The organism is Thermoproteota archaeon (assembly GCA_003352285.1).
In the GTDB taxonomy this organism is placed as follows: Archaea; Thermoproteota; Nitrososphaeria; order Nitrososphaerales; family Nitrosopumilaceae; genus PXYB01.
In genome coordinates this window covers 352768-367407 of the sequence record QQVN01000003.1, presented here as the reverse complement: position 1 = coordinate 367407, position 14640 = coordinate 352768, and the positions used below count along the sequence as shown (strand labels likewise).

Below are 14640 nucleotides of genomic sequence, written 5' to 3'. Positions count from 1 at the left end.
ATTTCTGAGCGAGTCTCATGAAGTCACTTGTGGTATTTTTTGGAATTATATCATTATTTGTCATACCTGGAATTGCATCCTCTGAATCAACATTATGGGATTTGCTAATTTCTGCAAGTGTAGAAAATGAACCATTATTCAAGGGAGAGAATCCAATAGTTACAGGTCAAGTGATTAATCATGCTGGAAAACCAGTCTCTAATGTCGATGTAAAAATAAGATTAGATGTACAATCAGTAGTGGTAACAACTGATGAAGAGGGATTCTTTTCTCACGAGTTTACTGGGTTAGACCTCTTACCAGGAACACACATCATTAACATCATGGGAACATCACAGGATGAAAAAATTGGATTAGCAAGCACACAGTTTCAAGTAAAGGGTGAGCTGCAGGTTTCATCGCAGACATCAAAACTGCTTCAAACGCCAGAAGCAATCAAATACTTGAATGCAAAGGCAAGTGACTTTGAAAATGATTCTATTGGCATCACGCTATTCAACTATTATCAAGAGTTACAAAGAAAGCTAGTATTACAGGAATCAATACAAAAGAAGATTGTAGAACAAGATTACATCTTAGAGCAGCATCGTAAGGTATCAACTGAGATTAGTCAAAAAATAATTGATGAAAAGAATCCAGGTGCAGGTACATACTCGGGATGGAAAAAAGATGTCTTTGTGGATAATCTAGACCCCTCAGTAAAAGGAATTATCAAAAATCAGTTAAACTATACTCTAAATGTTTTCAGTGAGGCACAAAAGGCAATGAATGAAGTACTACAAAAGGGAGGAACCATGAAGGAGGCACGTGAAGCATACTTAGCAAAAGCTATAGTTCCACGTGATGTCATGGAAGGATTAACTGTAGAGAAGAAACAAGTGAATGCAACTGTACCGCAAACAGAAGAGATTATCATTCCAGTGGAAATCACGACAAACTCTACACTTTCAAATACTCAAAAATCAAGTGTCGATTTGATTGTAAATGGCACTTCAATTAAGGTAGGGTCTAGTCAGACCACAATATACCTAAACATCAATGGGACACTAATTGAGTTCATAATTAATGGAACGCAGATAATTCCAGTCACAAATTCCTCTCAAAATTAGATATTTTATTCCAAAATGGAACTATATGATACGATCAATTTCCGACCTCGATATATCAAAAGCCCGTTCATGCCCAATTAATGTTTGAAACGAGGGTTAGCTTGGGCAGAGGGATACTCAAAAACCTATCATCGATACTAATCGATGAGCAGGGAGTACCTATTGAAAACATTTGGGAGACCATAGAGGACTTTGGCATAAAGCGGGACGAATTAAAGAAGATAGACCCCACCTACAAAGAACTCTTTGAGATCTATTCAGCAATTAGGGCATACAGAGTTAGTGTAAGGTACCTAAAGGAGCTGAAAAACAAATTCAATCCTGCATAGGGAGAATTTGTAAAATGTTAAACCTCACCTAAGTGAACAAAAAATGGGCATGGGCATAAAATGGACAAGTGTGATCTTAAAGAAAAGTTAGCGATACTAGCTATCACTACCGGAATCTTTCTACCAGTTAGGGTACTCTTTGCATCATATGTATCAGAACACTGGCTTGGAAGTCTAGGACTAGGAACTGCATTTGGATTATTCTTTGTCATAATGATTAAGAAAAAACAGCTTGGATGGTTTGGCAGAATTTTTGAAAAACAGATGAGAAAGACCCTTTCAGGAAAGACTGGCAAGTATCTCTTTGTATTTTTGATAATCTTTGCAACCTACTTTGGTACTAGCCTATATTTGATTGACAGAGGAAATACATTTTATGAATCAGACAAAGAGATATTCTATATTGTAATTTTAGAAAAAGGTACCAATCTAACTATCTCAGATATTCCAATTGAGCAATTAAATGGACCAATAAGAACTGCTGCACCTGAATTTTCCTGGATATACAATATTGACTATGCCATGAGTATTGCATTTGCAATAATGGATGAGTCCACAAATGGATGGTTAGGTCATTTTATCTTTGTAGTATTTGTGGAGCAGTTAGAAGGAATAGGCCTAGTATGGTTCTACAGAAAGACGTTTAAGAAAACAGCCCCTCTGCCTGTAAATTCATAAAAATTGTTTGTGCTCAAGACACATACACAGGATAATAGGCTCTAAATTTTTCAAAGCTGTGCCTAATGAGTTTAAAGCATTCATCTCAAAATAATCAAGACGTTGATTTTGAGTCACTAAGCTCACTTGAGACAGACAAGCTAACCATAGATGAATTACCAAAAATTACTGCAAAATTAGAAGAAAATCTAGAGTGTGAAAGCCTCGAAGTCTTGCTATCCATAGCAGTCAAAGACAGTATTCACAGAATTGTAGAAAATGTAATGGGTACTCTTTCTATAAAAGATGAAAAAAACTATTCCATAGAGGCATTAGGCATCAAGATTCAAAATTTTGTCAAGGACCAAAATGCAGGAACATTTGAGTTCTATGACAGAGCAGGAAAGAACGTCTTTAAAATTGAGCACAGTTTAGGCAACATTGGGACTCAGTTCTTTAAAGATCTAATAACTTCCTCCTTAAAGGCAAACTTTGCTGATGTTTCGTATCATTCAACAGAATCAAATGATTCAGTAAGTGTTGTGTTCAGACAGATCTAAGCTACTTATAGATTTCTCACCAATTATACAGATTCGTTAAATTTTAGATTAGAATATTGCAATACATGTTTGAATCAGAATCAAACTGGTCTAGTCATAATACAGATCTAATTGATTATGTAAAACCATCAAAGTCACTTATTCATTTCAAAACGATCTCAGTTTGTAATTCATGTGGAAATCCATCACCAGATCCACCAAATGATCATTTCTTTGAAGCTCCAAACATGACTCTCTGTGAATCTTGTTATCTTGATTATACAATGTTAAACAATAACTAAGATCACAGTAATACTTCAAGTATAATTTATCAGTCCTACGCGCGTCTTATATTCAAAATTTACAAAATGGAATTATGAAAGTAGACATACCAATTCCATGTCCCTCTTGTGGTGGAAAGATGTACTCAGTTGCATATAATCCAGCATTAAAAATTCTCAAAAACAGAAGCTGGCATGTTTGTAAAGAGTGTAATTTTGAAAGAAACGTAGAGGACTTCAAAAAAGCCATCTGTTGTGCGTAGCAGCAGATTCTTTTTTTCTTTTCCATGTCTGTTCAAAACGCACAGACAAATCAAAATGAACTCATATTAGCATCTAAAGTGGGGCAATGTTACTATTTCCACCAATATTTCATGGATTGCTAGGATTTTTTCTAGTTAGTATCATGGCCCTTTCATTGTTTGTTTTTCCAGAAATTTTTGCAGAAGAATGGACAATTGAGATTCAAAATGGAGCATCAGAAGGCATGTTGGAGATGGCGTTTCTGCCAGACAAAGTTGCATTTGCAAAAGGAGACACAATCAAAATTAGAAACAATGACTCAGTCAATCATCACATAACCAGCGGATTGCCAGACTTTCCTGATTACTATGGATATTTTTTTGATGCAGGAGTAATCAAACCAAAGATGGAATCTATCATTCCATTAAAAGAAGTAAAAAATGAGGCATACTACTATCTGTGTGAAATTCATCCCTGGATGACAGGCAAACTGTTTGTAAGTGATACTATAGTTGCACAGCCTGAAACACAAAATCCAATTACATTAAACAAGAATCTAGTCAGTAAAGGAGAATCAGTAACAGTGACAGGTACTGTACACGCTGATTTTTGGGGCTCAGAGTATCAAATGCAAATTTATGATGAACAAAATAAACTCATAGACATCATTTATGGAAAGTTTGATGATAAATCAAGCTATTCCGAAACTATTGATACCAACATGCTTGTTGCACCTGGAAATTACAAAGTAAATCTAGTCTATGCATTACCAAGTAAAATTGCAAAAGCTAATTTTGAGTTCTCAAATGAATCTCTGTTAGCTCAATCAGATGTTCCTTCATGGATAAAAAATGTAAGCAACCTATGGTGTTCAAGTGATATCAAAGATGCAGAATTCTTAAACGCATTACAGTACATGATCAAAAATGAAATCATTAATGTTGATTCCAAAGTAAAAATCTATTCTGAAAAAAGAGATATTCCAAATTGGGTGAAAAATAACACATGCCTTTGGTCTGATGATAAAATCTCAGACATTGAATTTATCTCCGGTATAGAATATTTGATTAACACTGGTGCAATCAAAGCATAGTTCAAATGTTTTTTTACTGGTCTTAAAACAAATCAATAATGAAGATTCTTCACAAAGGTTCCTGCATTACTTGCAAAAAGACCATATCTCAGCTTGATAGAATGAAAGTTGACCTACAAAAACGAGACTTTTTCAAAGAGCCACTTTCAGAATCAGAACTAAAAAAAATCCTAAAGCTAGCTGGAAAGAAACCCTCAGAAATAATTAGAAAGAGAGACAAGATGTTCAAAGAGCTAAATTTTGAGCAGAAAAGCTACTCTGAATCTCAAATCATAAAATTTATGATAAAATACCCAGGATTGATTCAAAGGCCCATAATCATTACTAAAAACAAGGCTCACATTGGCAAGGTTGATCCCAAAAAAATCTAAAATTACTCGCTGTTTTCTTTTAGAAATATTCGTACAGCTTCAAGATGAGAGCAGTTTGCCTTGATTCCTTTTCCATGGTGAAATTTGTAAAAATTTTTGAAACCAGGACATTCACAAGAATCAGATGTAACAACATATGATTTGTCTGGATCGCTTGAGGACTTTATCTGATAGAGATCATCATCTATTTTTACAACGCCTCCACTTTCAACCAATTTCTTTGCTTTTCGTATAGTATTTGCACTCATTTTGTGATACTAATAACGCATTTAGTAATTATTGTTATGGTAATTATGGAAAAAATTATTTTTCTAGTTTTTCTAAATAAAAAAAACTGATCCAAGATCAGAGACATTCTAAAATAGTTATTTAAAATCCAAGATAATCGGAGAGGGGAGAATACTGGTAGTAGAACGTAGGTTTAACCAAACACCGGGAGATACAAATTTGAGTATCTTAGGATACATGAATAAAATAGGAACCTGGTTGAATCTAAGACAGATTACAACGGGAACACCAGGTTCAGACCTAAACAGAGACAGATTAAAAAAAATCATCGACTCATTTATCGCCAAAGGATTTGTAGAAGTCAGAGATAGTGAAAATCCAAAAGCAAAATTTGAATACAGAATTACTGACAAAGGAAAATCATCATTTAGAAAATGCATAGACTTTGATCCAGATATCAGATTTGTTTTAGGATTACGGGATCCAAAGGGAGTTTAGAACCTAGTCGATCCAAAGCATAGAGTAGCCTTGTTCTTCTTCAAAGATGAGATCAAGCTTAAAGTATTTGGGAATAGAATCCATCAGGTCAACTAATTTGTTTGACTGTAAATCATCATCAAAATCTTTTGCGATACACAGTACACGAAAAACTCTAGAACGTCCCTTTGCCAATGCAGAACATAATGAACTCAAATCATCAAAAGTGACTTGTTTATCGTAAAACTTTACGATAAAATCACCTTTCTTTGTAGAAACAACTGCATCCACTTGTTCAGAACCAACTGATACATCTTTACGAACACGCATTGAATTTGCATATTCTCCTCTTTGGAGCTCTTTTAGTGCAGGAAATACTAGTGAGGATTGATTTAGAATTTTTTCAACTCTTGTTTCTCCTTCAGGAATTGACGTCTCAAAATTTACAAGATATGATTGCCTGATAAATTGTCTCTCTATTGATTCAAATTCTTTTCTATGAGAATGTCCTCGGTATGTAACCCAGAGAAAAAGAAATGACAAAAGACCAATTACAATACCGTTGCCAACCATAAGCCAAATTTGGGTCATATACAGAGTAACTATGCCATCTGCTGGAAAGATCTCTTCAGAATATGGTATAAACGCAAGAAGAGTCACATCCTCATCTGCAAGGTAGATTTCTTCAATGTGGCCGTGCTGGCCTATTTCCTGATGAAAGTAAATTTGAGATGCCGAAATGATTCCAGAAAGCGATACTAATCCAACAATTACAAAGATAATTGTAATTCTATACCAAAAACCAAGTTTAGTGATTGCAGATTCTAATCTTTCAGATAACGTTAAGTTGGCCTCTCCACTTGCCACATAAACCCCCTTAACTTAGCGTATTTAACGAATTGTGACAAATTGTAACATGATACAAAGTCTTCAAAACCGCTTTTATAGATAAAATTGTCTCACTCTCATGTCACAAGCAAATTTCGGACAACCAGTAGTGATTGATTCAGATGTAATTCTTAAAGAGTTTCAAGAAGGACGTTCACTAAAACCAATTGCAAAAAGAATCAAGAAACACAAATCACGAATGGTGATTCCAGAATCAGTATTAGGAGAGATAAATAAAATCACTGGGACAACTCCAATTCAAGTTTTAGACAAAGTTTACGAGTATCACAGACATCCAATCACAATGGATCAGACAGAGGAGATAAAAACAGAATCAGAAAAAATTTCTGGAAAATACACTACATGTGCATATCCAGATAATCTGATTTTGGCAACTGCCAAAGTCACAGGCTCTGCTCTAGTAAGTTTAGACAAAGGTTTGTTAGATACTGCAAAACAGGAAGGAATTCAAGCATTTTTGCCAAGAAATTTCATCAGATGGTGGTAATTAGGAGAAGGATGATGAAGTTTCTTGTTCTAGAACCAAATGAAAGAGTGGCAAAAATGTACCAAAAGTTCTTTGAGCAAAAACAGTATCAGTCATCTATCGTACCCGATGAAACAGAATGTATGAAGGCATTTGAAGCAGGGAACTTTGATTGTGTCATACTAGAAAAGTCAATCTTTGTAGAGAATAAAAGATTGGAGGATCAAATTCTGGAAAAAAATCCAGAACAAAAAATTTTATTTTTATCACCATACATGAATATGGATGCTCCTGGCATATCCAGAGCAACACAAGAGATCATTGAAAAGCCATTTGCCATGGTTAGGCTTCTTAGTCAGATCCAATTTCAAAAATCTAAAAAAATTCTAGTAACGAATTAGAAAAATCATTTGTATAATTAACAAAATTTACCTGTAATAATATAAGTCAAGTTTCTATCCGATTTTTGTGGGAATAAAGCGATACGTCTCAACACGGCTAATCACCATGTTTGGGGTCCTTATGGCAACGCTGCTGCTAACAGTAGCGTTAGTTGGCTCTAACATGGACACCATTTTGACTCAAGGAGTAGTGTTTCAAGTAAGAGCAGAGATTACTGAGAATCCAGAAATCGTAAAGAGTTTTTCAAATGCAGAAGAGTTTGAAAGTTTTGTTCAAGACCAAATCAAACAGAGAGTCAAAACTTTAGGATTAGACGAGCCGTGGTATGCTCCACAAAGAATTGGCCTGACAATGTTTAAGATCTTAACATTAGATTTTGGTCATGCTACATTTCTAACAAGTGATTCAGGTTCATCAGATGTCAAGGAGATCATATTAGAAAAACTTCCACGGACAATTCTGTTGTTTACCACAGCAACAATAATTATTTCAGTTATTGGGATTTTTCTCGGGGCAGTATCAAGTAGTAAAGTTGGCTCAAAGATGGACAGATTAACATCAAGTTTTGCCATTATTAGTTCAAGTTTTCCTGTTTGGTGGATAGGAATGATGATGATCTTTTTGTTTGCATTTGTGTATCAGATCTTCCCGGCAAGGGCAACGCCGTCAATATCACCTACAGACCCAGGTTATTTTGCAGCTTTGCTATACCACATGGCTTTACCATTAATCACTATCGTACTAATTGGGTTTGGGTCTTGGGCATATCTTGTTAGAAACTTTATGGTAGGAATTATGCAGGAGGATTTCATCTCAGCAAAAAAAACTATGGGCATTAATCAAAAAAAGATCATATATCGACATGCATTAAAAAACGCAGCACCTCCAATAGTTACCATTCTTGCACTAAGTCTTTCAGGTTCTTTAGGCGGAGCAATCATCACAGAAGCTGTGTTTGATTGGCCTGGAATGGGAAGATTGTACTTTGAGGCAATTACAGTAATGGACCTACCAGTAATTATTGGTGCAACATATGTTCTGACTGTCTTTTTTTTGATTAGCATATTTGTTGCAGATGTGCTGTACGGTTATTTTGATCCAAGAGTGAGAACGTCATGAGTAATGTAACTACCAATGAGATACGACATGAATTACTACATAGTAAATTGGGCATATCTGGAATTGGAATATTAGCAATTCTTGTTTTGATTTCAGTAATTGCAATAATTGCAATTCCACTTGATACTTTTAAAGAATGGAATAATCCTAGCAGTTGGCTCACTTATCCTAAAACATCAGTTCCAGCATGGGTGAATAGTTTTCAAGCTGAAAAGATTCCAGAACATAGAATTTTACAAGAGACATCATCAGAGAATCAAATTGCTGGAGACCTGTACGTTTACACAGAACAGTTCAAATTTAATTATTCATTTGATGATTATCCAAATGATTTCATCTACGAGTTTACAGCAGATTATGTTGGTTCTCCATTAATTGATATCATAGTAGTGAGACCAGACGGCCTTAGTTTAGATTTAATTTCAACATCACTCCCAAATGCAGAATCATCTGTCATACATAATGAAAGAATTTTTTCAACGGATGAGGTAGTAAAGAAGAATTTGCTATTGCAATCACATAAATTCAATTTTGACTCTACAAAATTGTCTGCTGAAGATATTGTATTTTCAAATCAGATGAATCATGAAATTCTAAAGGGAGATTACGTATTTGTGGTAAAGATGTTTTCTGTCAATTCTGAAAGCAAAATTCAAAGTTCTAGTTTGATCATAGGAGGAAAGGCATTTGGAATTATGGGCACTGATGAGCTAAGACGTGACCTGGCAATAGGCCTACTTTGGGGAACTCCCCTTGCATTGTTTATTGGAATTGTAGTTGCAATAGGCTCTGTCATCATGGGATTACTATATGGAATCTATGCAGGCTACAAAGGAAAGTTTGTTGATGAATCAATGATGAGATTTAATGATATCATATATGCACTGCCTGCTCTTCCATTCCTAATCATACTGGCAGTAACGATTAGCAACAGCATATTTTTGATGATTGGCTTTTTGATGATCTTTGGATGGGTAGGAGTCGCCAAAGTTTCAAGAAGTATGGCACTACAAATTAAGACAAAAGGATATGTCGAAGCAGCAAAGATGATGGGTCAAAAAAACTCAAAGATCATTCTAAAACACATCTTACCCCAGTTGCTACCATACGCCTTTGCAAGCATTGCAATTTCTGTTCCAGCTGCGATAACTACTGAAGCAGGTCTGAGTTTTTTGGGGTTGGGAGACCCTAGTTTTCCAACATGGGGTCAGATTCTTCATGACGCAAACACATTTGGTGCTGCTGCAAGAGGACTTTGGTGGTGGATAATGCCACCGGGGATAATGATTGCAATTACAGGTCTTGCATTTGTATTCATAGGAAATGCATTAGATGCAATAGTTAATCCAAAATTAAAAAAACAGTAAAACTAGAGAGAAAATTTTCTTATGATGTCTAGTGTTGCATCATTTAATTTAAGAGTGTATGCTGCAGCATTAGGATCTTCTGATTCAGATAAAATTTCTGCAAATTTTGTCTTGTCTTTTCCTCTCTCATGCATTCCACCAGATTCTTTAATGCATAAGGGAAATTTTTTCATGTTTAGTTTGTTCTTTGTAAGATAGTCAATGAATTTTTTATAATTTTCAGTCTCATACCAATCTAAGTCTTTTTCCTCACAAGCAACAATCCAAGTATCAATTGAATTTTGATAAATTGCTTTCTTGCGTAGTTCTTCTAAGGTCATCTTTGTAATTTAGAAATCTGCACGCTTCATCTTGGAGCCACAACGTGGGCATTCTCCACCCTTGTAACGATTGTTACAAACAAGACAGACGTACTTTACAGCAGAACCAGCATTAGAATTCATGCCAAAGAATCCTCCAGCACCAGTTCCAGAACCACCATAGCCTCTAAATCGGCTCATGTATCGACGTCTAAGCATTAATGGAAATGCAATAAAGATTGCAATTGCAGCAACCAAGCCGTATGGCGGAGGAAGAAGTAATTGTAAACCTATGCTTACTGCTAGAGATGCAAACAGGAAAATCAAATATGTCTTATAATTGAACAAATCATTGTAATTTCTTTAAAATACCATATAAGGTTTTGTCAGTTTTTTGTCTACTTAGACTATGGATATCGGAATTGAGTTTCCTTTACTATCCCATGCCAAAATATCATCATCCTCATAGGGGGATTTTACAATCATAGATACTAATCCAAAGAAATTATGTAAATCAGTTACTGATGGTTCTGCAGGACCAGTTGGGTGCGAATGTACAGTTCCAACATAGCTAGTATCAAAAGGCAAGAATGAATGTGGAAATCCAGCAAATGTCGGACCCCCGTGTGAAAAAGGAGGAATAACCAAACCATCAATCATTATGTTTCCATTTTTAGATTTTCCTTTAAGAATTAAAATTCCTTCATTTGGATGCTTCATTTTACAATAAGAAAGAATTCCATCGCGTACATCGGCTTTTAGAGAAACACGTCGCTCAAAATTTGATTTTTTAAAAATCATGTTTGGATACTACTCTGAGGTAATAGAATAACGTATGGCAGAGATTCCATCTAATCTCTGCTGTATTTGAGAAATAATTCTAGGTCTAGAGTCATTTAGTTCCTTAACTTCAGATTCCAAGGAGCTAATTCTTGATTCTAGATCTTCTATATTCTCAACATGTTTTTGCAAGGCATGTTCTTGATCCTTTAGTTTTTTTGAATCAAAAACATCAAGTGTAGATTCCAAATCATTTAATTTTGCATTGTATTCAAAGATCTGCTTGATGTATCCATCAAGCATTTCTGTTGTCTCATCAAGATAGGTAAGTGATTTTTGTACATCCTTAACAGATATAGATTCAGAAACGACTGCCTTTCTTACAGACTGAATAATCTCAATTAAGGCAGACTTGTTTTCAGATGTGAGTACATCAAATGGGTCATGAAGTAACTTCTCCAAGAGGTTACGCTTATCCTTATCCAATGAAGATACATACTGATACTTTCCCAAAGGCCTAGAAATCTTTGTGAATTGTAAGTCAATTTCATTTTTTATATCATGCTTTGTGATTTTAAATTCGTCAATTTTTGCATTAATATCTAGATATTTTTTGTATTCCGAACTAGATCTGAGTTGTTTTATGTTATTGTCCACTTCTTCATGTGATTTTTTGGTTTGAAGTAGGGTTTCAGAGAGTTCAGAAATACGATGTTTCTTTTCTTCGATTAAAGACTTTTCTTCATCTAATTGTTTGATGTAATCTAAGATGTCGTTTCTGCTGGAATCTATTTGGGTAAAATTTTGTAGTATTGTTTGTATCTCAGAGTTGTCAGAATTTAGAACTGATAAAATGTTTTTGAGTTTGTCAGCATATTTTTTTGCAAATATGTGTATGACACGGGATTGCCTACCTAAAACATCACCCATTTTTTTTAATGCATGTGATACATCATTACCAAGAGCCACAGCATCATCATAAGAGTCAATTTTTGAGAATTTTTTATTGGCTTCGTTTTTAATTGTGGAGATTACTAGTTTTTTTCCTCTTACCACTAGAACCTTGAGATGCTTATCAATATCATCGACATTCAAGTCATCTTTTTCCAATTCTTTTGCAATTTTGATTAATTCCTCCAAATTAGGATTAATTTTTGCACCAAAGTTGTTTATTTCAGCAATCAGAGTCTTTCTTCGAATTTCTTTGATATCATCGACTATACTTGGAATCTGTTCTATGATAATTTGTTGTTGTTTTGGTTCAACTTTAACTTGATTTTCACTCTTCTTTTTTCCCCAACCAAAGACCATTTTTGTTATTATTCATAAGTCCGATAAATGTGTTAGAGTGTTTGAAAATTTAAATGGTCATCTAGTGAATCGGTAAATCATGAAAAAATACCACACAGGAACAGTCAAAAAAACAGTTACAATCAAGGCATCAAAACAAAAAGTTTGGAAAAAAATTTCAAATATCGTTGGACTGGATTGGCTTGAAGGACAAAAACGTACAACTTACTTGTCAAAGAAAAAAAGAGATGTTGGTTCCATTAGAAAAATTTTCTTTGATAATGGAGATATCGTAGAGGAGCACATAGTCGGCTGGAAAAATAACGAGTATTTTTCATACATTGCAGTAAGTGGATTGCCACTTCGTGCTTATCATGCTACAATATCAATGGAAAGTGGGAAAAATTCCCAAAAAATAACGTGGCAATCGTATTTTAACAGTGAAAAGATGACAAGAAAAGAATTTTCAGATTTTGTAAAATTCCTAAGTTGTTTTTACCAAAATTCATTAAAAAATTTAAAGATTTCTTTGGAGTAGCTATTTTTTTCTAGACATGCTGTCTATCTTTCGCAATAGCATGTTTAATGAGAATGGCTTTTCAATAATGTCTAATTTTCCTAGTAATTTTTCTCCAGTTTGATCCTCAATTAGGCTTCTAAGATAGCCTGATGCAAATAATATTTTTTGATTTGGTTTCTTTGAAAGAATTTCTTTGGCTGCCTTTGTACCACTTTTTTTTGGCATATTATGATCTAACAATACAAGGTCAAATGGGTGTGAATCTATAGAATCAAATTCAGAACTAGACAATGCATCAGCATATTTTTTTACACATTCATTTCCATCACTAGTAATTATTACAGTGTGTCCATTGTTTTCAAGTATCTTTTGATACTGCATTGCAGTAAATTTGTTATCTTCTGCAACTAGAATTCTTAATCCCATATTACTCAATTTTTGGCCAAATTTTGAGTCTATTAGTATCAGTATGTCTAGTGTGAACAACACAATTACACACTCAAACTGTAAATATGATTATGAAGGATTTAACCTGTGAGCGATACAAGATTTACTTTAATTGGAGTCGGATTCATCTTTGCGGGATTTATGATACTTAGCATCTTTGGAAACCAATTCTTCTTTGTATCAATTGAAGCTGAAGAGTTTGGAGAATGTTTTGAATATTTTGAAGATAAACCACCTGTCCAAGTGGATTGTGGACTAAAGACTCAGGATAAAGGAATCTTTCTTGGAGGAGTAGTTGCAACTTTAGCTGTTGGAGTTGTGTTTTTGATAAAGGGTGTCAAAGGACGATGGGATCAAGATGTAAAACCAGAAGACATGGTAGGTCCAGGCCATGACAAACAAACTGGGAAAGATGATTCAGAAAAACCCAACTAAAAACGAGTTATGACAAAAAAGGCTGCAAACCCAATAAGAAAAACTATTCCAGCATAACTTAGAATTTTTAACCAGAGTGGAGGCTGAGAATCCTTTGTGAGATACTTTCCAGTAACTAGTTTAAAGTTAAAGATTGCAATTACAGGTGCAATCAAAAATGATAATGTAGTTGCAAAATCAACGAGTAGTTTCAAATTATCTTGGAATTGGAACACAACAATTAGAGAACCAATGCTCAAGATTAGAATGAAGAATACATAGTACCTTTGGAAACTAGTGCCTGAAGGATTCCAAAGTAGTGTGACTGTTCTGTGAAGAGAGCGAGAATAACCATCTAAAACCGCAATTATAGTACCAAACATTACGCTAAATGCAGAAGCTGCAATAATGATATAGCTCCATTCCCCAATTGTTGTAGTGTATAAGGTTACAACTTTATGAGCAAACATTGAGTTATCATTTGGTAAATCTTCAGTTGTTCCATAAAATATGAAAGCACCCAAAGTTACAAAAAATACTGCCAGTACTGCTGTAATGATATAGCCAATTCGAAATTCGAGTAATGTCTCTTTTAGTGTTGGCTTAAAATTAGTCTGTTTAATTCTCTCCAATGTCCACAAGCTATTCCAACTGGAAAGATCAATGGCAGTTGGCATCCATCCCATCAATGCAATTAAGAAAAATATTCCAGACTGTGACCAAATTTCCTTTGCGATAAATTCCTCCTCAGGTTTTATTGGCCCGTTTATCAGAACTAGTGCAAATGCAATAACAGTGGATACAACCAATACAGAACCAATAATCTTGATCAAACTATCTAATGTTCGATATTTACCAACGCTTAGAATTGTCACACACACAGCAAATAAAATTATTATCGGATATACCCCAAGAAATTCTATTTGAAATAAATTTTCCAAAAACCCTGCAGTGACAAAACCTACTGCAGCTGTTACAAAAAACATAGAGCCTATTGTTATAAAAAAATAAAGCAACAAGGCTTTGCGCTCTAATCTTTGATATCCATCTATTATACTGGTTCCAGTGACATTTGCATAACGGGAGCCATACTCAAAGAAAGGATACTTTAGCAAATTTGCTATCAATACAATTCCCAATAATAGAAATCCATACTCTGCTCCCGCTCTAGTAGATTGTATTAGATGAGACACTCCAATTGCTGTACTTGCAAACAGAATTCCCGGTCCGAGTGTCTTTAAGAGACGACTATATTTTTCCTTCAATTACATTTCAGGGTTTAAGAATGAAAGTATATCAG

The 14640-nt window shown here is 34.6% G+C and carries 22 protein-coding genes; 14 read left to right on the top strand and 8 right to left on the bottom strand.

From position 1 onward, the window contains the following. Nucleotides 1-17: 17 nt before the first annotated feature. The 7 genes from DWQ18_03755 (at nt 18) to DWQ18_03725 (ending at nt 4622) form a co-directional block, all read left to right on the top strand. Nucleotides 18-1109 (top strand): carboxypeptidase regulatory-like domain-containing protein, encoded by a 1092-nt coding sequence (locus DWQ18_03755; GenBank protein RDJ34027.1) that lies wholly within the window; start codon nt 18-20, stop codon nt 1107-1109. 101 nt (nt 1110-1210) lie between these two features. Beyond that, entirely contained in the window at nt 1211-1438 is a 228-nt protein-coding gene (locus DWQ18_03750) for a hypothetical protein (GenBank protein RDJ34026.1), read from the top strand. Nucleotides 1439-1498: 60 nt separating this feature from the next. Further along, complete coding sequence (locus DWQ18_03745) at nt 1499-2116, top strand: hypothetical protein (GenBank protein RDJ34025.1); 618 nt, start codon at nt 1499-1501, stop codon at nt 2114-2116. A gap of 65 nt (nt 2117-2181) precedes the next feature. Then, nucleotides 2182-2655, top strand: coding sequence for a hypothetical protein (locus tag DWQ18_03740; GenBank protein RDJ34024.1), 474 nt, complete (start codon nt 2182-2184; stop codon nt 2653-2655). A 65-nt stretch (nt 2656-2720) separates the two neighbouring features. Further along, nucleotides 2721-2936 (top strand): hypothetical protein, encoded by a 216-nt coding sequence (locus tag DWQ18_03735; protein ID RDJ34023.1) that lies wholly within the window; start codon nt 2721-2723, stop codon nt 2934-2936. A 328-nt stretch (nt 2937-3264) separates the two neighbouring features. Beyond that, nucleotides 3265-4251 (top strand): hypothetical protein, encoded by a 987-nt coding sequence (locus DWQ18_03730; GenBank protein RDJ34022.1) that lies wholly within the window; start codon nt 3265-3267, stop codon nt 4249-4251. A gap of 38 nt (nt 4252-4289) precedes the next feature. After that, nucleotides 4290-4622: an arsenate reductase gene (locus tag DWQ18_03725; protein ID RDJ34021.1), complete on the top strand. Its 333-nt coding sequence runs from the start codon at nt 4290-4292 to the stop codon at nt 4620-4622. Between the two features lie 2 nt (nt 4623-4624). Here DWQ18_03725 and DWQ18_03720 read toward each other — a convergent pair whose 3' ends face one another. Beyond that, entirely contained in the window at nt 4625-4870 is a 246-nt protein-coding gene (locus tag DWQ18_03720) for a hypothetical protein (protein RDJ34020.1), read from the bottom strand. A 217-nt stretch (nt 4871-5087) separates the two neighbouring features. Here DWQ18_03720 and DWQ18_03715 point away from each other — a divergent pair, with 217 nt between their 5' ends. Beyond that, nucleotides 5088-5348 (top strand): hypothetical protein, encoded by a 261-nt coding sequence (locus DWQ18_03715; protein ID RDJ34019.1) that lies wholly within the window; start codon nt 5088-5090, stop codon nt 5346-5348. 3 nt (nt 5349-5351) lie between these two features. Here the strand turns inward: DWQ18_03715 and DWQ18_03710 are convergent, their stop codons facing one another. Continuing rightward, complete coding sequence (locus DWQ18_03710; protein ID RDJ34018.1) at nt 5352-6194, bottom strand: hypothetical protein; 843 nt, start codon at nt 6192-6194, stop codon at nt 5352-5354. A 100-nt stretch (nt 6195-6294) separates the two neighbouring features. On the opposite strand from DWQ18_03710, the gene DWQ18_03705 reads away from it, so the two are divergent. The 4 genes from DWQ18_03705 to DWQ18_03690 all read left to right on the top strand — a co-directional run bounded on the left by DWQ18_03705 (nt 6295) and on the right by DWQ18_03690 (nt 9590). Beyond that, nucleotides 6295-6723, top strand: coding sequence for a PIN domain-containing protein (locus tag DWQ18_03705; GenBank protein ID RDJ34017.1), 429 nt, complete (start codon nt 6295-6297; stop codon nt 6721-6723). A gap of 11 nt (nt 6724-6734) precedes the next feature. Further along, nucleotides 6735-7103: a hypothetical protein gene (locus DWQ18_03700; protein RDJ34016.1), complete on the top strand. Its 369-nt coding sequence runs from the start codon at nt 6735-6737 to the stop codon at nt 7101-7103. A gap of 73 nt (nt 7104-7176) precedes the next feature. Beyond that, complete coding sequence (locus DWQ18_03695) at nt 7177-8223, top strand: ABC transporter permease (protein ID RDJ34346.1); 1047 nt, start codon at nt 7177-7179, stop codon at nt 8221-8223. Next, nucleotides 8220-9590, top strand: coding sequence for an ABC transporter permease (locus DWQ18_03690; GenBank protein ID RDJ34015.1), 1371 nt, complete (start codon nt 8220-8222; stop codon nt 9588-9590). Before DWQ18_03695 ends, DWQ18_03690 begins: the two co-directional genes overlap by 4 nt. Nucleotides 9591-9592: 2 nt before the next feature. On the opposite strand, the gene DWQ18_03685 is transcribed toward DWQ18_03690, so the two are convergent. The 4 genes from DWQ18_03685 to DWQ18_03670 all read right to left on the bottom strand — a co-directional run bounded on the left by DWQ18_03685 (nt 9593) and on the right by DWQ18_03670 (nt 11980). Beyond that, complete coding sequence (locus DWQ18_03685) at nt 9593-9910, bottom strand: hypothetical protein (protein RDJ34014.1); 318 nt, start codon at nt 9908-9910, stop codon at nt 9593-9595. Nucleotides 9911-9919: 9 nt separating this feature from the next. Then, a complete protein-coding gene (locus DWQ18_03680; protein ID RDJ34013.1) occupies nt 9920-10216 on the bottom strand; it encodes a hypothetical protein in 297 nt (98 codons plus the stop codon). 75 nt (nt 10217-10291) lie between these two features. Next, entirely contained in the window at nt 10292-10690 is a 399-nt protein-coding gene (locus DWQ18_03675) for a peptidase (protein ID RDJ34012.1), read from the bottom strand. 9 nt (nt 10691-10699) lie between these two features. After that, entirely contained in the window at nt 10700-11980 is a 1281-nt protein-coding gene (locus DWQ18_03670) for an exonuclease SbcC (protein RDJ34011.1), read from the bottom strand. Nucleotides 11981-12059: 79 nt separating this feature from the next. Between DWQ18_03670 and DWQ18_03665 the strand changes: the two genes are divergently transcribed. Continuing rightward, a complete protein-coding gene (locus DWQ18_03665; protein ID RDJ34010.1) occupies nt 12060-12497 on the top strand; it encodes an SRPBCC family protein in 438 nt (145 codons plus the stop codon). On the opposite strand, the gene DWQ18_03660 is transcribed toward DWQ18_03665, so the two are convergent. Beyond that, nucleotides 12498-12905: a response regulator gene (locus DWQ18_03660; GenBank protein ID RDJ34009.1), complete on the bottom strand. Its 408-nt coding sequence runs from the start codon at nt 12903-12905 to the stop codon at nt 12498-12500. A 162-nt stretch (nt 12906-13067) separates the two neighbouring features. Between DWQ18_03660 and DWQ18_03655 the strand changes: the two genes are divergently transcribed. Further along, complete coding sequence (locus DWQ18_03655) at nt 13068-13361, top strand: hypothetical protein (protein ID RDJ34345.1); 294 nt, start codon at nt 13068-13070, stop codon at nt 13359-13361. Here DWQ18_03655 and DWQ18_03650 read toward each other — a convergent pair. Next, a complete protein-coding gene (locus tag DWQ18_03650; protein ID RDJ34008.1) occupies nt 13358-14605 on the bottom strand; it encodes a divalent metal cation transporter in 1248 nt (415 codons plus the stop codon). The genes DWQ18_03655 and DWQ18_03650 overlap by 4 nt on opposite strands. Nucleotides 14606-14640 lie beyond the last annotated feature (35 nt).